We start from the raw sequence: 18,117 nt of genomic DNA on the forward strand, positions 1-18,117 counted from the left end.
CAGCCGCTCGAGCAAGGCGCGCCACTCACGCGTGTACGGGTCGGGTGACCCGGCCAGCCGGTTGGTATCGCCGCTTTCGTACTGGCGCGCAGTTTTCTCGCGGATGGCCTCCGGCACTGGATTGACCAACTGGCCGCTCGACTGGATCGCCACTTGCACGCGGCAGGCGCGCTCGAGGTTGTGCATGAGGATGAAGGCCTCCGCCACGCTGCGGCCAAGCGTCACCAGGCCGTGATTGCGCAGGATCAGGGCGCGCTTGTCGGGGCCGAGATCGGCAATCAGGCGAACGCGCTCTTCATGGTCAAGCGCAATGCCCTCGAAGTCGTGATACGCAACGCGTTCGTGGAACTGCAGCGCCCATTGGTTGGACGGCTGCAGGCCGCAGGCCAGCGAAGATACCGCCACGCCTGCCACCGTATGCGTGTGCAATACGCAGGCTGCGTCGTGGCGCGCGGCGTGCACCGCACTGTGAATCGTGAAGCCCGCGGGATTGACGTCCTGCCCCGGCGGCCCGCTGATGATGTGCCCGTCGAGGTCGATGCAGACCAGCGATGAGGCGGTGATATCCCTGAACAGCATCCCGAAGGGGTTGATCAGGAAGCGGTCGTCCGTGCCGGGCACACGCGCCGAAATATGGGTGTAGATGCTGTCGTCCATGCCGTATAGCGCGACCAGGCGGTAGGCGGCGGCGAGATCCTCGCGCACCCGTTGCTCAGCCTCGGAGATGGCGGGAACCAGGCGGGAAGAGACGTTATTGCCCATTTTTTTATTCCTCGGATTGGCGATAGGGTGACTGTATGTCGATATTCAACTGTCGACAGTAGGCAGTTACACCAATAAAGCAAATTCCGGACCACCTTTCCTGTCCTCGAGCTAGTTTGCGGCGATGTGGGCCTAAATATCTGATTTATAAGGGTCTTTCTTCGTTGCAAAGAGGGCAGGACGCGCGGACGCCGGAAGCGTGAACCGTGCCCGCGAATGGTGCGGCGCACAAGGGGAGGGCGCCGGGCAGGTAGACGGATGGGCATTTTGAACGGAAAGGTGGCGCCGCAAGCCGGGTGGCGGCACCAATAGGGAGTAGGCGAATGCCGGGGGTAAATCAGGCAGGAAGCTCGTCGATCAGATTTCAATCCCCGACGAGATATGGCATCGAATGATGCACTGCGGCCCTGCGCGCAGGGCAGGTGTGGCACCCACGTCAGCGCTGTTAGCGGGCGCCATTAACAGAGAGAAATAGCCGTACTGAACAGCGACGGCTTATTCGGCGTGCGCGGCCGGGACCCAGCCGTTGGCCGCATTGGCTGCCAGCACCTGCTTAGCAATCGAATCGCCCAGGCGTTGCGCATCGCCGGATAGGGTGGTGCGCTTCACTTCCGTGGCGCCGTGCACGCTCGCAGCCGCTGCGGCGGTCATCGCGATATGGCCGGCTGCGGCGCCCAGGCCAGCGGATTCGGCCATGCCCGGGATATGGCCGCTGTTGGCGTCGGCAGTAAAGGTTTCCAGCAGCACCGGCGTGCCGCCGGCAGGCTTGTACAGCAGCTGGACCGAAGCGCCGACTTCGCTCTTGCCCGCGCCGAGGCCGATCAGCATGCGACGGCGGCGCATGCCCTCATCGAGCTTCTGGAAGTTGCCCGCGACGATCAGCGCATTGGCGTTGGCCGGCGCAGGGGCATCGCTGTGCACCGCGTTCAGTCCCTTGGCCTGCAGCTGGCGCACGATCTCGTCGGACACCTCTTCGCGTGCTGCCTGTGCGGCTTGCATTTGCTCGTTGGCCGAGGAACTGCCGCTAACCATCGTCTTCAGCTTCTGTGCGATGCCACTGTCCAACTTCACCTGGTCGGGGCTGGCATCAAAGGCCTGCACGTAGATGACGTCGGCACGCGCCTGCGGCTGCACCAGGGTCTGGCTGACACCGGTCACACCAGCGCTGGCGCAGCCGGTCATCAGCAGCGAGCCGGCCGCGACGGCGGCGATGGTCAGGCGGGTGGCGTTTTTCTTCAGCAGAAATTGGAAAGAGGTTTGCATGTCGGATCCGTAGTCGGCGCGGTCGGCCGGAAATTGTCGGGAAGCTGTCACCGACAATCATTGGATCCACCGGATCGCAAACCATCGGAGTGCATATCTGCACGTTTGCCGCTCTTTGCTTCTTGCTGCTCGCCGGGCGGCGCATCGCGCTGACGACAGTATGGAAAACGCAGGCGCTGCATGCCAGGCGGCAATTATTTCGCGCGATGTCACGACCCCGATCATCGCCGCCGTCACTGTGACATCCGGCGACATACTTCCCGCATGGCGTTCGGCGCGACCGGCTACTACATTTGCCTCACCGACGCGAACGCGGTCCTTCCGCAGATAACGCGTCCAACTCACTGCATTGGAATGAACATGCACAACTTTACAAAAATCGCATTCTTCGTCACGTCGTTCATCGTGGCAGTCTCGCTGGTCGAGGCCTACGTCCTGGCCCGCAAGGCGCGAAAGGAAGGCAAGGCCTACCCCTGGCACGAAGTCTGGATGTCGCTGGCCGACCTGGCCGGCCGCAAGCTGTTTGCGCTGCTTCCGCTGTCGCTGGCCACGCCGATCCTCTCGTTCGCCTGGGAACATCGCATCTTCACGGTCGAGATCAACAGCGCGCTGATGGTGCTGCTGCTCTTCATCGGCCAGGAATTCTGCTACTACTGGTACCACCGCGCTTCGCACCGCATCCGCTTCTTCTGGGCAACGCATGCGGTCCACCACTCGCCGAACGAACTGACGCTGGGCACGGCCTACCGCCTTGGCTGGACCGGCAAGCTCACCGGCACGGCACTGTTCTTCGCTCCGCTGGTCTGGCTCGGCGTGCGTCCGGAAGTCGTGCTGGCTGCCCTGAGCTTCAACCTGCTGTACCAGTTCTGGCTCCACGCCGCCTGGATCCCGAAGCTCGGCTGGTTTGAGTACGTGTTCAACACACGCCGTCGGCCCACCGCGTGCACCATGCTTCGAACATCGGCTATCTGGATGCGAACTTCGGCGGCGTGCTGATCATCTTCGACCGCCTGTTCGGCACCTATGTGGAAGAACGCGCCGATGAACCCTGCGTCTACGGCCTGACCACGCCGACCACGACGCACAACCCGATCGTTAACCAGTTCGAGCACTGGCTCAGCCTGGCGCGGGACATCGCTTCTGCACGCAACCTGTGGGACGCAATCAGCTACCTGGCCCTGCCCCCGGGCTGGAGCCCGGACGGCAAGGGCGACACCACTGAGAACCTGCGCCGGCAAAACCATGAAGCGCAAGCCGCGGTGCCCGTAACGACCCGCTAAGCCATGGCGGCACGGTCCGCAACCCAAGCCTGAACAATGAACGCCCGGGCTCTGACCGGGGGTTCATCACTGGGCTGAGTGAGGTCGAAGCGGGGTTGCGTGCCGGATCCATCTTCGCAGAGCGCGCGAAGCAACTGCAGGACCGGGTAAACGAGAGCCGGGTATTGGTACAGAGAGAAGAGGCACGCGTCAGGATCGGCGCCTAGGACACGCGCAGCTTGCTGAAGGATCGGCAGGCACGGCTGGCTGCAGAGATGGATCTCATCAGCGTGCATGGTGATCAACTCAACCAGCGGATCACGCTATTGCTGGCGTTAGGTGGAGACTGGAATCGGAAGGGGGATTCACACGCTTGAACAACCGGCTGCGTGGTTTGCGGTGGTCACACGCCGCTTCCGGTGGAATCGCCAGGCGAGAATTCCTGGGCTTGCCGTGAGGTGCGCGATGCACAGCCCATTGTTCGGCAACGCCATTTTCCGTCCTTGGGCTCCATTTCCCGAACGACGCGCTATTTCAGGCATCTGAGGCAACCGGGACTGCCGAGGCGGGTGCGTGCGAAATACGGATGGTCACCCTCAACCCACGCTGCGCATCCTCGTCGGTGTAGCCAATGCCGACCTGTGCGCCGATGCGGTCTGCGATCGTCCGGACGATGGACAGGCCAAGCCCCGAACCCATCGTCTCATTGCCCAGCACCCGGTAGAAAGGATCGAAAACGCGGCTTCGCTCTTCAGGCGGAATGCCCGGGCCGGTGTCCTGAATCTGCAGGATCGCCTCTCCCGCCAGCGACCGGACGGACAGATCGATGCGCCCGCCCGCCGGCGTATAGCGGATTGCATTGTCGACCAGGTTCCTGACGATGGTGAGCAGGTCGGCCTCGCTGGCCAGCACCTGTGCATCGGATTCTCCTTCCACGCCCAGGTCGATGTGCCTGGCTTCGGCCAGCGGCATCAGGTCTTCCAGCACGCGCCGGTAGATCCGACGCACAGGCAGCGGGACCGCCGGCACAGGCACGGCGGATTGCGCCCGGGCCAGGCTCAGCAACTGCTCCAGCAGGTTCCTGCCTCGCTCGATGCCCTGGCGGAGTGTCGCGAGCCGCGCGCGGCCGGTCTCTGACATCTCGGTGCTGGCGAGCCGCTCCGCCTGCAGGGAGAGCGCCGTCAGAGGGGAGCGCAACTCGTGTGCGGCGTCAGCGACGAAGCGCCGCTGCGCTTCCATCGATTGCGAGACCCGGCCCAGCAGGCGATTGATGGCCACCACGAACGGGCGGACTTCTGTCGGGACATGCTCCTGCGGCAACGGGTGCAGTTCCTGGTCGCCGCGCCGGTCGATCTCCGCTGACAGCAAGGCGATCGGACTGAACATCTTGCCCACCAGCCTGGCAACGATCAGGAGCAGGATGGGCACGAGTATCAGGAAAGGGAGAATGGTGCGCAGCGCGCCATCCCGGGCGATCTCGTCGCGAATGCCCGTTTCCTGCGCCACGACGATGCGCTCGCCCGAGGAAAGCGTTCGGACGATGGCACGGAAGTGCTCACCCCGGATGCTCAGGGATTGCAACTCGTCCGTGAGCGTCGCCGGCAACGCCAGGCCGGATTCCGGGCTGCCGTCACCGGTGCCGGCCTGCGGCAGGTATTGCACGATGACGCGGGCTTCCTCGTCGCTGTGCGGCAGCCGCCCGGTGTCTCCAAGGTGGGGCACCGGCAGGTGCTGGCGGTCGAACAGGGTCGAGACCTGGCGCAACATGTCGTCCTGGAGTTCGTTGGCTTCCCGGAAGGCTGCGGCAAAGGAGAATACGCCGGCGACCAGCGCAATCGCGAGGATGGCGAGCGACAGCCAGAGCGAGAGGCGAAGGCGGATCGAATCCTTCAGTCTGCTTTTGAAACCATCCATCCCACGCCCCTTACATTCCTGATGGCGTTGCTCCCCAGCTTCTTGCGCAAGGAGTGAATCAGGAATTCGATCGCATTGCTTTCCACTTCCTCGCCCCAGCCGTAGATGCGTTCTTCGAGATCGCTGCGCGAGAGGATGGCCCCTGGCCGGACCAGCAAGGCCTGCAGCAGGGCGAACTCGCGGTTGGTGAGTTGCACGGCTTCGCTGCCCAAGGCGGTTACCTGCCTGGTGGCAGGGTCGAGGGCGAGTTTCCCGTTGCTCAGGACGGGTGCCGCCACCCCGCCTTTGCGCCGCCACACGGCACGCATGCGGGCGAGCAATTCGGCCATCTCGAACGGTTTGAGCACATAGTCGTCGGCGCCTGCGTCCAGGCCGCGAATCCGGTCGTCCAACCCGTCTTGCGCGGTGATGATGAGCACGGGCACCGTGTTGTCGCTGGCGCGAAGCGAAGCCAGCACCGTCATGCCGTTCTTGCCCGGCAGACCGAGATCGAGCAGCACGATGTCGTAGTCCTGGCAGGCTAGTGCATCAAGCGCCGCTTGCCCGTTGCTGACCCAGTCGGCGGCGTGGGAAGCATCTTTCAGTGCCTCCCGGACCGCCTGCCCGATCATCGGATCGTCTTCGACCAGCAGTACGCGCATCCCCTCTCCATTGCCTGCGGAGCGCTGCCAGTCCGGCGGGATGACAGTCTCCAGGCTCCACATCATATCGCCTCCAGAGCGCAAATCGACGGACATGCGGCGGTGGAGAAGGGTTCAGTGGCCTGCGCGCGCCGCAGCCTTCTGCGGAAAGAACAGGATGCATGCCACCATCAGCGACAGCAGTGCTGCCGAGGCGGAGAAGCGGTTCATGGCCAGCCCGCCGGCATGGAGCGGCTTGTCAAGGAAATCGCCCACCACGGCGCCGAGCGGGCGCGTCAGGATGAACGCTGCCCAGAACAGCGCGGTGCGGGATACGCGCGTCCAGTAGTTTGCCGCCACCAGCCCAGCCAGCAGTGCGCCGAACAGGGCCATGCCGCCCAGATAGCCCAGCCCGGCTGTATCTGCAGTCCAGTCGCCCAGGGCCGTGCCGAGGGTCTGTGAAAACATGATCGTCACCCAATAGAACATCTCGGCCCTGGGCGACTTCACGGTATCGACCGATACGGTTCCAAGCGTTCGGTACCAGACCGCCAATGAGAGCATCAGCAGGACGCACAGCACCGTTGTTCCGCCCGCATAGCCGATACCGAGCGACCGGTCGGCAAAGTCAGCCAGGGTCGTGCCCACGGTCGTGGTGGCTACGATGGTCACCCAGTAGAGCACCGGCCGAAAGCGCGTGGCAGAAATCTGTGCCGACACCGCGATCAGGAAGATTACGGCAAAGATCGCCGTGCTGATGAGGTAGCCAAGATTCACTGACATCGACAACGCATCGCCGCCGGTCTCTCCCAGCGTGGTTGCCGCTATCTTGATGATCCAGAAAACCAGGGTGACTTCCGGCACCTTGCTCAGGCCCCGTTCAGCCGGGGATCGCGTATCCGGTGTGTTCATGCCTCTCTCCGGGATTGATTGCTTCATCGCATGGATGCAGTGCGCAGTCTGGCGGGCCTGACTTAGGCCAGCCATAGCAGGTCAGGGCAGCACCCAGCCCCGGTGAATCAGCTTGGCGAACAAGCGGCGATAGATGCCTATTGCCACACGGTAGACGGGCATGGCGAGCCATCCGCCGGTGCGTAGCGCAAGCCAGCCGCACAGCAGGGCGACCACGGCGGAGCCCGCCATATCGAGGGGGAAATGCACGCCCAGGTAGATGCGTGCCCAGGCCACCGGGATGCCGAGCAATGCCAGCGCCAGTCCCGCCATTCTTGCGCGGGCCGTCATCATGAGACTGAACGCTACAGCCCAGATCAGTGTCAGGTGATCGCTTGGGAAAGACGAATCGGGAGCATGTGGGATCAGGGTGTGCCCCAGGCCGGTCATGAAGGGGCGGGGATGCTGCCAGCACAGCCCGATGAGCTGGTTCGCAAGCAATCCCAGGCAGCCCGATACGGTGGCCGCCAGCAGCGCTTTCCGGTGGGATTCACCACAGCGCAGCCAGCCGATTGCCACCAAGGCGGGGATGATCCAGATCGCATACTCGGCAAAGAACGTGGCGGCGGCAACGGCCGGCGCACCGGGATGATCCGGCGCGTTGATCAGCAGAAAGAGGCTGTGGTTGAGTGTTTCCATGATGGCTTCGGCCGCCGGGGTGCCGGCAGGGTATTGCGCGACAGCAGAGCTTAACGCCGAAGACTTAGCCAGGACTGAGCGCCGCGGACGCCCGAAGCGGCGCCTCGTCAGTGTCTCCCGATGGGGGCATTCAGAACTCGTAATTGATGGATAGATCCAGGGCAAAGTTGGTCGCCCGCTGCGTGATCGGGCTGTGCGCCGCGCTGCTAGCCAGTTGCCCTATTGCGGTGTCGGCGGTCACCAACCAGTGCTTGCGGAAGTACCAGACCGCAGTGATGGCGGCGCCGTACGACACGAGTCCCGGGCCGGGATCGTATTGGGGGTAGCCAGAGCGCGCCGCCTGGAGTTGGCTGACACCGAACCACGCATTCATATAGCGGGCGTCGGCAAAGGTTATCGTGGGACCCGCGAACCAGTAGAACCTCTCCGAACTGCCCGGCAGCGGCAAATAAACTCCCAGATCGCCAATCCATCCGTCGGTGCCGCCCATGCTGCGCCGGACATCGGCTCGTACCACCAGCGGGAATTCTTTCGATACGGCATATTCCAGAAACAGTTTGGCTTCGGGGGCAACGTTGATATTGCCCATGCCGTTCAGGTGCCCCGCATCGTCGGCCGCCCGTCGCCCCAGGTTATAGGTGATGGCGGCGCCGCCACGCCAGTGCGTCGCGCGCAGCAAATTAACGCCAATGCCTTCGCCAGTGGAGGCAAAGAACAGGTCGCGGTAACGGATATCGATGCTCGGGCCGACCAGCCAATGATATTGCTGGGCCCCGTCATACCTCGGCCGCAAGCTGGTGCCCAGACCCAGCCGGACTTCCCAGTCGGGAATACTCGGCTCGAACAGCTTTATCAGTGGCACACCGGCCGAGTATTGCCATTCGGCGGCAGGCGATGGTGTTTGTGCCCGGGCCGGGGCGATGAAACCGGTGAAGATGGCCAGCGGCGCGGCGAGAAGATGGAGCGCCAGCCTGCTTCCATGGCCGCTCGCCCGACCTATCCGCTTCGTGTGATGGTTCGACACACCACCTCCGTTTCACATGTTGGGGCGACCTGATTTCTGTAGAGAGCCTGGCTGCCATCTTACAAGTAGGGTAGTGCGCGAAAGCCATGCATGCACGCTGTTCTCACCATGCGCGCGCCAAATCCGACAAATTCGTGCACATTTTTACGTTGGAGCACTGCGCGGGATATGGCTTGCGGAGAGTCGTAGTCGATGCGCCAGCGCGAAGTTCTGCTTCGACGCAAAGGCGTGGGCAGAAGTCGCGGAGACCGGCCCGGCGAGCGGCAGCCAAGGTCTACTCCCTGCCAAAACCGCTTCGCCCCTCGACTGGCATTTGCGGGGATGTGCTTCTTTAGGCGCTATTCTGGCATCCGTGTCCCGGAAAGCCCGGATTTTCTCGACAAGTCAATGGGGCGCCAGGGATGCGGCGGATGTTTTGCGAATCCCGGCCGACCCTCCGCTTCGTCAGATGGCAGAGCAGGTGCTCCCAACGTGGCCGAGCGGTCGTTGGGGCGTGTGTCGTCCTAAAGCGTAACCTCAAGGGCCGCCTCCTCAACAGAGGGGTAGCACGTGCATTGCCAATTTTTTGGTATTATTTTTGGAAAAGATAATTTAGTTAGCTAAAGGAGTGCGTGAGGTATGGCAACGAACACCAAGGTCAAGGCGCTGACGATTACCAATCCCGCATGCCTGGTCGACGGCTCGGATAGCGAGTTCCGGCACCTCGTCAACGGCCTGCTGCCGTTCGCCGCCCGCCTGCTGTCCGTGCGCGATGGTTTCGGCAGCCTGATCGGCCTGACCGGCGTCCAGTATTCGCTGATCCGTTCGATCGCGCATCTTTCCGCGCAAGGCGAAGTGACGGTGAACCAGTTGGCCGAGCATCTGCATTTGAGCGGTCCGTTCGTTACCATCGAAACCGGGAAACTCAAGAAGCTCGGCCTGATCGACAAGAAGGCCCACCCCGAGGACAAGCGCAAGATGCTGCTTACGGTGGCAGCGGCGGGCACCCGCTTGCTGAGCGAGCTGACGCCGGTGCAGCAACGCATCAATGACGTCCTCTTCGAAGGCGTCAACCGCACCGAGTTCAAGGTCCTGTGCTCGGTGGTGGATCGCCTTGTGGCGAATGGCGATCGCGCCTCGCTCGACCTGGCGCACCTTCTTGCGCGGCAGCAAAAAGCGTGATGTCCGCTCACGCGGCTGTCCACGCAGTGGCTTCAGTGCGCCGCCCACTGGATCGTGCTGATGTCAATGCCTTCCTGATGCATATCCCATAGCGGGCTGAGCTCGCGCAGCCTGCTTACCGTGTCCCGTACCTGCCGTATCACCTGATCCACTTCCGCCTCCGTGGAGTACCTCCCAAGCGTAAAGCGAATCGAGCTGTGCGCCAGTTCATCGCTGCGCCCCAGCGCGCGCAGGACAAAAGATGGCTCCAGCGATGCCGATGTGCACGCGGATCCGGATGAAACGGCAACGCCCTTGATCCCCATGATCAGTGACTCACCCTCGACAAAATTGAAGCTGACGTTGAGGTTGTGCGGGATCCGGTGCGACGTGCTGCCGTTGACGTAGACCTCGTCGAGTTGTTCGAGCCCGGCCAGCAACTTGTCCCGCAATGCGCCAACGCGGCGCGATTCCTCGGCTAGTTCGAGCCTGGCGAGACGGAATGCCTCGCCCATGCCCACGATCTGGTGCGTCGCCAGCGTGCCGGAACGCATGCCCCGTTCGTGCCCGCCGCCGTGCATCTGCGCCTCGATGCGAACCCGCGGCTTGCGCCGGACGTAGAGCGCGCCAATGCCTTTTGGACCGTACACCTTATGCGCGGTCACGGTCAGCAGGTCGATTTTCAGCGCCTGGAGATCGATCGGGATCTTTCCGGCCGCCTGCACCGCGTCGCAATGGAACAGGATGCCGTGTTCCCGGCACAGGTTCCCGATGGCCGCAACCGGATGGATCACGCCTATCTCGTTGTTGACCATCATGACCGACACCAGGATGGTGTCCGGGCGAAGCGCGGCGCGCAGCTTGCCGAGGTCGAGCAGGCCATCTTCCTCGACGTCGAGATACGTGACATCAAAGCCCTGCCGCTCCAGTTCCCGGCAGGTGTCGAGCACGGCCTTGTGCTCGGTCTTGACCGTGACGATGTGTTTTCCCTTGCCGCCGTAGAAGTGGGCCGCGCCTTTCAGCGCCAGGTTGTTCCCCTCTGTCGCGCCCGAGGTCCAGACGATCTCGCGAGGATCCGCGTTCAGCAGTGCGGCAACGTGCGCGCGCGCGGTCTCCACGGCTTGCTCGGCTTCCCAGCCATAGCTGTGGCTGCGCGAGGCCGGGTTGCCAAAGTGCTGGTACAGGTACGGCACCATCTTGTCGACGACCCTGGGGTCGACCGGCGTCGTGGCGCTGTAGTCCATGTAGATCGGGCGTGCGGTGGCTGCGTCCTGCATTCCTTGGTTCTCCTGATGCGGTTGATGTGCCTTTGGCCCGCGTGACGCGAGGGCCGGCGGCGAGAGCTTGCCGCGAGTCTACCGCCGGCCGGGAAAAAACACGTTGGCACCATGCCGCCGGTAGGGTTGCTCGTCGGCTTGTCCGCAACGCCGAATCGACCGGATCCGGATGGAAGCCGCGCGGGCAATTGCCCGGAAAGTCATGCCGGCAAAGGGTTTCAGCGTTCGTGACGGATTTCATGCATGCCAGCGGTGAGTACGGCACCAAGGGTTTCTGCTAATTTGCATACCGATGAATAGTAGCGTTTATTAGTAACTAGGTTACAAAGCTATATGGCGCAGCGGGACCAGACTGCACCAACCCGATTAAGGGGTGCCCATGAACCACGATGACGAGACGCAGGTTCTCCTCGGCTCCCCCGCAGGCAGCGACGCGGCGGGGCGCGAGCTCCCGCTTGGTGCGCATCTGATCACGGCGCGCCGCGGCTACTTCCATCATGGCATCTATGTTGGCGGCAACCGGGTGGTGCACTACGCCGGATTTTGCGCGGCGTGGCATCGCGGCCCGGTGGAGGAGACCACGCTGGACCGCTTCTCCGGCGGCCGCGAAGTCAGCATGCGGGCGCACGTGCGCGCCAAATACAGCGGCGAGGAGGCCATGCGCCGTGCCCGCTCTCGGCTTGGCGAGGAAAACTACCGTCTGCTCACCAACAACTGTGAGCATTTCTGTTCGTGGTGCGTGTCCGGCGAAAGCCGCAGCGAACAGGTGGAAGCTTGCCTGCACCATCCCTGGACATCGATTCCCCTGATCGCAAGCCTGCTCCGGACCATTTTTGCGGCGCTGGGTCCGTCGTTGCGCGAAGCCTGATCCCACAACCAAGGGTTTTCACCAGCTTGAATGGCGGCACGGATTGGCATTCAATACTACCTAAGTTACAAAGCTAATAAACGAAGTAAGTATGCCAAGTAAAGCTGGCAAGTGAAGCAGCGGATCGGAATGCGATCCGCGCCACGGTTTCCATACAGGAGGGATGATGGCCGAAACCCATGCACAGCGCGACGCCGATGCCGACGAGCAGCGTCGCTTTCGCAGCACGCTCGCAATGTTCGCCACGGGCGTGGCGGTGATCACCGCGCCCCGCGCCCAAGGCGCACCGGTGGGCATCACGGTGGCGTCGTTCAACTCAGTCTCGCTCGATCCCCCGCTGATCCTGTTCTCGGTGGATCGGCGTTGCTTGAGCCTGGACGATCTTTGCGCGACGCCACGCTATGCCGTCAACGTGCTTGAGGCGAGCCAGCAAGACCTTTCAAACCGCTTTGCCAGGGCGAACTCCGGCAAGTGGGACGGCATCGGTATTGCCCCGGAGGGGAGCGGCCAGGCGGTACTCCTGCCAGACGCGCTCGCCACCTTCGAGTGCGAGCCGTATGCGCGCCATGACGGCGGCGATCACGTGATCTTTATTGGATGCGTCGTTCGCCACCGGGCCCGGCCGGATGGCAGGCCACTGGTTTTTTTCGGAGGCAGGTATCGCGTTCTCGACGAGACGCCCGCCGCCGCTTGATTCAACGACAGATACGTATTTAGGAGAGAAGACATGGTCAAGACAGGTAGCCGGCATATCGACATGCTGCGCGACGGCCGCGAGGTCTATCTGGATGGCAAGCGGGTCGCGGATGTAACGGCCGACCCCGCATTCCGGAACTCGATCCGCAGCTACGCGAACCTCTACGACTTCCAGGCCCGCCCGGAGAACATCGAGAAGATGACCTTCGAGTCGCCGGACACCGGCGAGCGCGTAAGCCGGATCTGGCAATTACCCGAGAGCTACGACGATCTGGTCGAGCGCCGGATGGCCCTCGAGGCCTGGACGGAACTGCACTACGGCTTCATGGGCCGCTCGCCCGACCATGTCGCATCCTGCATTTCCGGCATGTACATGGGGATCGACGTCTTCGAGCAATACGACCGGGCCCGGGCTGGCGCCCTGCGCGAGTACTACAAGTACGCCCGGGACAACGATCTCTTCCTCACCTACGTCATCGTCAATCCGCAGGCAAACCAGTCCAAGGCGGCGCACGAGCAGGAAGACAAGTACCTGGCGGTGGGCATCGTCGACCAGGATGCCGAAGGCATCACGGTGCGCGGCGCAAAGATGCTGGCAACCAGCGGCATCATGGCCAACGAGGTATTTTGCAGCTGCATCCAGCCCCTGCGCGAGGGCGACGAGATGTACGCGCTTTCGTTCGCCGTGCCCATGAACATCAAGGGCTTGAAAGTCATGTCGCGCAAATCGTACGAGGGCAACGCGACTTCGGTTTTCGACAACCCGCTGTCGAGCCGCTACGACGAGAACGACGCGGTCCTTTACTTCGACGACGTCAAGGTGCCATGGGAGCGCGTCTTTATCGCGGGCGATGTCGGCATGTGCGCAAAGCAGTTTCATGCCACGCCGGCGCATAGCTACCAGAACTACCAGTGCCAGGTCCGGCTGATGGTGAAGCTGCGCTTCCTGGTGGGCATCGCGCAGCGCATTACCGAGGTCAACGGCACCAATGCCTTCCCGCAGGTGCGGGAGATGCTGGGCCAGCTCGCCGCCGAGGCGGCCATGGTGGAGGCCTGGGTCTATGGCATGGAATCCAAGGGCCATATGGAGAAGGGCTACTTCGTGCCCGACCGCAACCTGCTGTACGGATCGCAGGTCATTACCCAGCAGCTCTACGCCAAGGTCCTCAACGCCCTGCGCGAACTGGCGGGTGGCGGAATGATCATGCTGCCGTCGAGCATCCGCGACTTCGAGAACCCGGCACTGGCCTCGATTATCGACAAGACGCAGAAGTCGCCGACCTGCAGCCCGGAAGAGCGCGTCAAGTTCTTCAAGCTCGCCTGGGACGCCGTCGGGTCCGAGTTTGCATCGCGCCATAACCAATACGAGATGTTCTATGCAGGCGCGGGCTTCGTCACCAAGGGGCACGCTTATCGATCCTACGACTGGAAGAAGGCCACCAACCTGGTCGACAACATCCTGGGCAGCTATTCGCTGGGCGCGGAGCTGGGCCAGGTGGCGCGCGCTGCCTGAGCTGGCAGCCGTTTTTTGAGATTCGCTGACACCCACGGAGTTAACCATGGCGATCAACAAGCTTCACGATGAGTTTCACACCATTGATATGGATAGCGGCTGGGAGGTGCCTCCCGGCTATCCCTCGGGCATCCAGCAAAAGATACTCTCCGGCTCCCTCGACGAAGGCGGCGGCCGTGGCAGCCGCACGCGCCTGCTGCGATTCCAGCCCGGCGTCTTCACCACCGCGCCGTTCGTCCATCGCTACTGGGAGGAGGTGTATCTGCTCAGCGGCGACCTGACCGTCGGTAACGACGAGCGCGGCGAGGGCGGGCGGGCTTTCGATCCGAACACCTATGCATGCCGTCCGCCGGGTGCTTATCACGGTCCCTTCAAGTCGAACGCGGGTTGCATGCTGCTGGAAATCCATTACTTCGACCCGGCCTGATCATGGCGGCGACCATAGATTCCGTGATGGGCCGGCTCTCGGCGGGCACCGCCGATGCGGCGTCGCTGCTGGCGGATTGCGTGGAGCGCGCCTGCAATCCCGGCGGGGAGGGGGCTCGCGTGTTTCCGCACGGCGTGAGCATGGCCGCGTCGAAGCAAGCCACGGCCAGCGACATATTGCGCAGACAAGGCGTTGTCGGGCGGCTCTCTGGCTTGCCGATTTCGGTCAAGGATCTGTTCGATGTGCAGGGCGACGTCACGCGGGCCGGCGCCCGCGTGCTGCCCGAGCAGCCTGCCACGGTTGACGCGGTCGCGATTGCACGGTTGCGCGCGGCCGGCGCGGTCTTCGTCGGCCGCACCAATATGACCGAGTTCGCGTACTCCGGGGTAGGCACCAATCCGCACTATGGCACGCCCCGCAATCCGTTCGAGCGCGCGGTTGGCCGCATTCCCGGCGGTTCCTCGTCCGGGGCGGCGGTGTCGGTGACGGACGGCATGGCTGTGGCGGCGATCGGCTCGGATACGGGCGGCTCATGCCGGGTTCCTGCGGCGCTCTGCGGCATCGCGGGGTTCAAGCCCACCGCGCGCCGGGTGCCGCTGCAGGGCACGGTGCCGCTGTCGCCCAGCTATGACTCGATCGGTTGCCTGGCGCAGACGGTTGCCTGCTGCGCCGCGCTCGACGGGGTCATGGCGGGGGAACCGGACGTGCCGTTGGAAGCAAGGCCGGTACGTGGCCTTCGGCTGGCCGTGGCACGGAACGTGGTGCTCGACGGGCTTTCCGGCGAAGTCGCCAGTGCCTATGAACGGGCTCTTGGCCGGCTGGCTGCCGCCGGCGCCTTGCTGCGGGAGGTTGCCTTCGATAGCTGGAACCAGTTGCCGGAACTGGGCATCAACGGGGGCCTGGTGGCGGCGGAGGCGAGCGCGTGGCATGCCGGGCGGGTCGCCGCCCAGGCGGATCGGTACGACCCGCGAGTCCTGTCGCGCATCCGGATGGGCGAGCAGCAGAGCGCGGCGGATTACCTGCGGATGCGAGCCCGGCGCGAAGCGCTATGCCGGGAGGCACAAGGGGAGTTGCAATGGTTCGACGCAGTGGTGCTGCCGGCCGTGCCGATCGCGGCACCGCGGATTGCCGACCTGGCCGATGACGCCGCGTTCTTTAGTGCCAACCGGCTATTGCTGCGCAATCCCGCCATCGCCAATGTGCTTGACCTGTGCGCACTGACCATGCCGTGCCATGAAACGGGCGAGGCACCGGTCGGGCTGATGCTGTTCGGCCAGCCGATGGCGGACCGGCGGCTGCTCGCCATCGGCATGGGCATGGAGTGCATCCTGCGCAGCCACGAGAAGTAGACGCCTTATCCGCCGGCAAGGCTTTGTGGCGGCTTCTAACAACGAGGAGGAGAGATCATGTTTCATTTTCGGTTCAAGCCGATGTTCCTGGCCGGCACGATGCTGGGCGCTTCGGCGCTTGCCGCGGCCCAGCCGGGCAAGATCAGCGACGGGGTGGTGAAGATCGGTGTTTTGACGGATATGTCGTCGATATTTTCCGATATTGGTGGAAAAGGGTCGCTGGTGGCCGCCCAGATGGCGGTGGACGATTTCGGCGGGAAGGTGCTGGGATCGGACATCAAGGTGGTCAGCACCGACCACCAGAACAAGACGGATGTGGCCGGGACCATCGCGCGCGACTGGTTCGATAACCAGAAGGTGGACGTCATCCAGGACGTATTGCCGTCCTCGGTGGCGCTCGCGGTGTCCAATCTCGGCAGGGAGAAGCACAAGCTGGTGATTGCCAGCGGCGCCGGCACGACCAGGCTGACCAACGAGGATTGCTCGCCTTACACCATCCAGTATTCCTATGACACCTATGCCTTTGCAGCCAACACCGTCAAAGTCCTGTCAAAGGGCGGCGACAACAGCTGGTACTTCCTGACGGTCGACTACGCGCTGGGGGCGTCCCTTGAGAAAGACGCGGTCGATGCGTTGACCTCGGTAGGGGGGAAGGTGATCGGGAAGGCAAAGCATCCCATCAATTCCCCGGACCTTTCGTCCTATCTGCTGCAAGCCCAGGCATCGGGCGCCAAGGTGATCGGCCTGGCCAACGCCGGCAGCGATACCGTCAACGCATTGAAGACCGCCCGGGACTTCGGCATTGGCGGCGCGGGAAAGCAGAAGCTGGCGGGACTGCACATGTTTATCAGCGACATCCATAGTCTCGGCCTGCAAGCGGCACAAGGGATGATGCTGACCACCTCCTTCTATTGGGACCGCGACGATGCCACGCGGGCCTGGTCGCAGCGGTTCTTCGACAAGACCAGGAAGATGCCCACGCTCGTGCAAGCCGGTGTGTACTCGTCGACGATGCACTACCTGAGGGCCGTCCAGGCCGCGGGCACCGACGAGACCGATGCGGTGGTGTCGAAGATGAAGTCCAGCCCCATCAACGACTTCTTTGCGGCCAATGGAAAGATCCGCGCCGACGGGCTGATGGTGCATGACATGTATCTCGCCGAGGTCAAGACGCCGCAGGAGTCCAGGAAGCCATGGGACTACTACAAGATCAAGCAGGTCATTCCAGCCAGCGAAGCATTCCGGCCGATCTCGGCAAGCAAATGCGCGCTGATCAGGAAGTGACGGTTAGCAACTAGCAACTAGCAACTAGCAACTAGCAACTACGGAGACATGAACATGCTGACATTCGATATTGAGACACGCACTGGCAGGTGGCAGCGCGTTGTGGACATCAAGCAGCTTGTCATCGCGGGCTGGACGGGGAGAGATGCCGACGCGATGGAGAAGCATATCCGCGAGCTGGAGGAGCTGGGCGTGAAGCGGCCATCGGCCACCCCGGTGTTCTACCGGGTTGCGGCGGACCGGCTGCAATCGCAGCCCGCGATTCAGGTCAGCGGAGGCGCCAGCAGCGGCGAAGTGGAGTTCCTGCTGATCAAGCACCAGGGTGAGATCTTTGTCGGCATCGCCTCGGACCACACGGACCGGGAGGTGGAGACCTACGGCATCACGGTGTCCAAGCAGATGTGCGACAAGCCATGCGCGCAGGTGCTCTGGCGCCTGGCGGACATCGGCAAGCACTGGGACCAGCTTGTCCTGCGTGCCTACGCGACCATCGGCGGCGAGCGGGTCCTGTACCAGCAGGGGCCGGTCACGGCGATGCGTTCGCCCCAGGACTTGCTCGACAGGTTCGCGGAGCAGGGCGGCAGTTTCGACGATGGCACCGCCATGCTGTGCGGCACGCTGGCGGCGATCGGTGGCATCCGGCCGGCGGATCGCTTCGAGATCGAACTGGAGGATCCGGTGCTGGCGCGCTCGCTGCACCATGCCTACGCCGTCGAGGCGCTGCCCGTCCACGGATAAGGCCGCCGGCCAGATCCGCATTCCCGATGCATGCCAGAGGCGAACAAACGATGCCCCACGAAGATTCCATATTAGAAACGCGCCGCCTGACCAAGTCGTTCCGCGGCTTCACCGCGGTGAGCGACGTCAACCTGCGGGTGAACCGCGGGTCCATCCATGCCTTGATCGGCCCCAACGGCGCCGGCAAGACCACGTGCTTCAACCTGCTCACCAAGTTCCTTGAGCCGACGACCGGCACGATCCTGTTCAACGGCATCGATATCACGCGCGAGAAGCCTGCGCAGATCGCCCGGCGCGGCGTGATCCGTTCGTTCCAGATCTCGGCCGTGTTCCCTCACCTGACGGTGCTGGAGAACGTGCGCATCGGCCTGCAGCGGCAGCTCGGCACGTCCT

17 protein-coding genes and 1 pseudogene are annotated in these 18,117 nt (G+C 63.3%); 10 read left to right on the top strand and 8 right to left on the bottom strand.

The features are described from left to right. A partial coding sequence (locus CF70_RS11815) for a class II aldolase/adducin family protein (protein ID WP_235185006.1) occupies positions 1-762 on the bottom strand: 762 nt, incomplete at its 3' end. A gap of 495 nt (positions 763-1,257) precedes the next feature. Next, complete coding sequence (locus tag CF70_RS11820) at positions 1,258-2,025, bottom strand: DUF4410 domain-containing protein (protein ID WP_035864436.1); 768 nt, start codon at positions 2,023-2,025, stop codon at positions 1,258-1,260. A 360-nt stretch (positions 2,026-2,385) separates the two neighbouring features. On the opposite strand from CF70_RS11820, the pseudogene CF70_RS11825 reads away from it, so the two are divergent. Continuing rightward, positions 2,386-3,305, top strand: a pseudogene (locus CF70_RS11825) (sterol desaturase family protein). A 513-nt stretch (positions 3,306-3,818) separates the two neighbouring features. Here CF70_RS11825 and CF70_RS11835 read toward each other — a convergent pair. The 5 genes from CF70_RS11835 to CF70_RS11855 all read right to left on the bottom strand — a co-directional run bounded on the left by CF70_RS11835 (position 3,819) and on the right by CF70_RS11855 (position 8,432). Beyond that, a complete protein-coding gene (locus CF70_RS11835; protein ID WP_035864441.1) occupies positions 3,819-5,198 on the bottom strand; it encodes an ATP-binding protein in 1,380 nt (459 codons plus the stop codon). After that, positions 5,174-5,839 carry a response regulator transcription factor gene (locus CF70_RS11840; protein WP_035864443.1) on the bottom strand — a complete coding sequence of 222 codons (666 nt, stop codon included), beginning with the start codon at positions 5,837-5,839 and terminating at the stop codon, positions 5,174-5,176. Before CF70_RS11840 ends, CF70_RS11835 begins: the two co-directional genes overlap by 25 nt. Before the next feature lie 114 nt (positions 5,840-5,953). Further along, on the bottom strand, positions 5,954-6,730 hold the full coding sequence (locus CF70_RS11845) for a membrane protein (RefSeq protein ID WP_035864445.1): 777 nt from the start codon (positions 6,728-6,730) through the stop codon (positions 5,954-5,956). A gap of 81 nt (positions 6,731-6,811) precedes the next feature. After that, the gene (locus tag CF70_RS11850) at positions 6,812-7,408 is read right to left on the bottom strand and encodes an undecaprenyl-diphosphatase (protein ID WP_035864447.1); all 597 of its coding nucleotides are present in this window, start codon (positions 7,406-7,408) and stop codon (positions 6,812-6,814) included. 130 nt (positions 7,409-7,538) lie between these two features. Beyond that, entirely contained in the window at positions 7,539-8,432 is an 894-nt protein-coding gene (locus tag CF70_RS11855) for a MipA/OmpV family protein (protein ID WP_414629445.1), read from the bottom strand. Positions 8,433-9,050: 618 nt separating this feature from the next. Here CF70_RS11855 and CF70_RS11860 point away from each other — a divergent pair. Beyond that, the gene (locus CF70_RS11860; RefSeq protein WP_035864451.1) at positions 9,051-9,593 is read left to right on the top strand and encodes a MarR family winged helix-turn-helix transcriptional regulator; all 543 of its coding nucleotides are present in this window, start codon (positions 9,051-9,053) and stop codon (positions 9,591-9,593) included. A 32-nt stretch (positions 9,594-9,625) separates the two neighbouring features. Here the strand turns inward: CF70_RS11860 and CF70_RS11865 are convergent, their stop codons facing one another. Continuing rightward, positions 9,626-10,849, bottom strand: coding sequence for an IscS subfamily cysteine desulfurase (locus CF70_RS11865; RefSeq protein ID WP_035864453.1), 1,224 nt, complete (start codon positions 10,847-10,849; stop codon positions 9,626-9,628). A gap of 379 nt (positions 10,850-11,228) precedes the next feature. Between CF70_RS11865 and CF70_RS11870 the strand changes: the two genes are divergently transcribed. The 8 genes from CF70_RS11870 to CF70_RS11905 form a co-directional block, all read left to right on the top strand. Beyond that, entirely contained in the window at positions 11,229-11,717 is a 489-nt protein-coding gene (locus CF70_RS11870) for a lecithin retinol acyltransferase family protein (RefSeq protein WP_035864454.1), read from the top strand. Positions 11,718-11,883: 166 nt separating this feature from the next. Further along, the gene (locus tag CF70_RS11875) at positions 11,884-12,411 is read left to right on the top strand and encodes a flavin reductase family protein (RefSeq protein ID WP_051648294.1); all 528 of its coding nucleotides are present in this window, start codon (positions 11,884-11,886) and stop codon (positions 12,409-12,411) included. A gap of 33 nt (positions 12,412-12,444) precedes the next feature. After that, positions 12,445-13,926, top strand: coding sequence for a 4-hydroxyphenylacetate 3-hydroxylase family protein (locus tag CF70_RS11880; RefSeq protein WP_035864456.1), 1,482 nt, complete (start codon positions 12,445-12,447; stop codon positions 13,924-13,926). A 46-nt stretch (positions 13,927-13,972) separates the two neighbouring features. Continuing rightward, the gene (locus tag CF70_RS11885) at positions 13,973-14,353 is read left to right on the top strand and encodes a cupin domain-containing protein (RefSeq protein WP_035864459.1); all 381 of its coding nucleotides are present in this window, start codon (positions 13,973-13,975) and stop codon (positions 14,351-14,353) included. Positions 14,354-14,355: 2 nt separating this feature from the next. Then, positions 14,356-15,702, top strand: coding sequence for an amidase (locus CF70_RS11890; protein ID WP_035864461.1), 1,347 nt, complete (start codon positions 14,356-14,358; stop codon positions 15,700-15,702). A gap of 81 nt (positions 15,703-15,783) precedes the next feature. After that, on the top strand, positions 15,784-16,986 hold the full coding sequence (locus tag CF70_RS11895) for an ABC transporter substrate-binding protein (protein ID WP_035864506.1): 1,203 nt from the start codon (positions 15,784-15,786) through the stop codon (positions 16,984-16,986). A 48-nt stretch (positions 16,987-17,034) separates the two neighbouring features. Next, entirely contained in the window at positions 17,035-17,724 is a 690-nt protein-coding gene (locus CF70_RS11900; RefSeq protein WP_035864464.1) for a DUF2848 domain-containing protein, read from the top strand. Between the two features lie 50 nt (positions 17,725-17,774). Further along, a partial coding sequence (locus CF70_RS11905) for an ATP-binding cassette domain-containing protein (protein ID WP_035864466.1) occupies positions 17,775-18,117 on the top strand: 343 nt, incomplete at its 3' end.

The organism is Cupriavidus sp. SK-3 (genome assembly GCF_000611145.1).
Lineage (GTDB): Bacteria > Pseudomonadota > Gammaproteobacteria > Burkholderiales > Burkholderiaceae > Cupriavidus.

Coding starts and splice junctions, on each gene's coding strand:
- CF70_RS11820 (WP_035864436.1), bottom strand. CDS start 2,025: ATGCAAACCTCTTTCCAATTTCTGCTGAAGAAAAACGCCACCCGCCTG.
- CF70_RS11835 (WP_035864441.1), bottom strand. CDS start 5,198: ATGGATGGTTTCAAAAGCAGACTGAAGGATTCGATCCGCCTTCGCCTC.
- CF70_RS11840 (WP_035864443.1), bottom strand. CDS start 5,839: ATGCGCGTACTGCTGGTCGAAGACGATCCGATGATCGGGCAGGCGGTC.
- CF70_RS11845 (WP_035864445.1), bottom strand. CDS start 6,730: ATGAACACACCGGATACGCGATCCCCGGCTGAACGGGGCCTGAGCAAG.
- CF70_RS11850 (WP_035864447.1), bottom strand. CDS start 7,408: ATGGAAACACTCAACCACAGCCTCTTTCTGCTGATCAACGCGCCGGAT.
- CF70_RS11860 (WP_035864451.1), top strand. CDS start 9,051: ATGGCAACGAACACCAAGGTCAAGGCGCTGACGATTACCAATCCCGCA.
- CF70_RS11865 (WP_035864453.1), bottom strand. CDS start 10,849: ATGCAGGACGCAGCCACCGCACGCCCGATCTACATGGACTACAGCGCC.
- CF70_RS11870 (WP_035864454.1), top strand. CDS start 11,229: ATGAACCACGATGACGAGACGCAGGTTCTCCTCGGCTCCCCCGCAGGC.
- CF70_RS11875 (WP_051648294.1), top strand. CDS start 11,884: ATGGCCGAAACCCATGCACAGCGCGACGCCGATGCCGACGAGCAGCGT.
- CF70_RS11880 (WP_035864456.1), top strand. CDS start 12,445: ATGGTCAAGACAGGTAGCCGGCATATCGACATGCTGCGCGACGGCCGC.
- CF70_RS11885 (WP_035864459.1), top strand. CDS start 13,973: ATGGCGATCAACAAGCTTCACGATGAGTTTCACACCATTGATATGGAT.
- CF70_RS11890 (WP_035864461.1), top strand. CDS start 14,356: ATGGCGGCGACCATAGATTCCGTGATGGGCCGGCTCTCGGCGGGCACC.
- CF70_RS11895 (WP_035864506.1), top strand. CDS start 15,784: ATGTTCCTGGCCGGCACGATGCTGGGCGCTTCGGCGCTTGCCGCGGCC.
- CF70_RS11900 (WP_035864464.1), top strand. CDS start 17,035: ATGAACATGCTGACATTCGATATTGAGACACGCACTGGCAGGTGGCAG.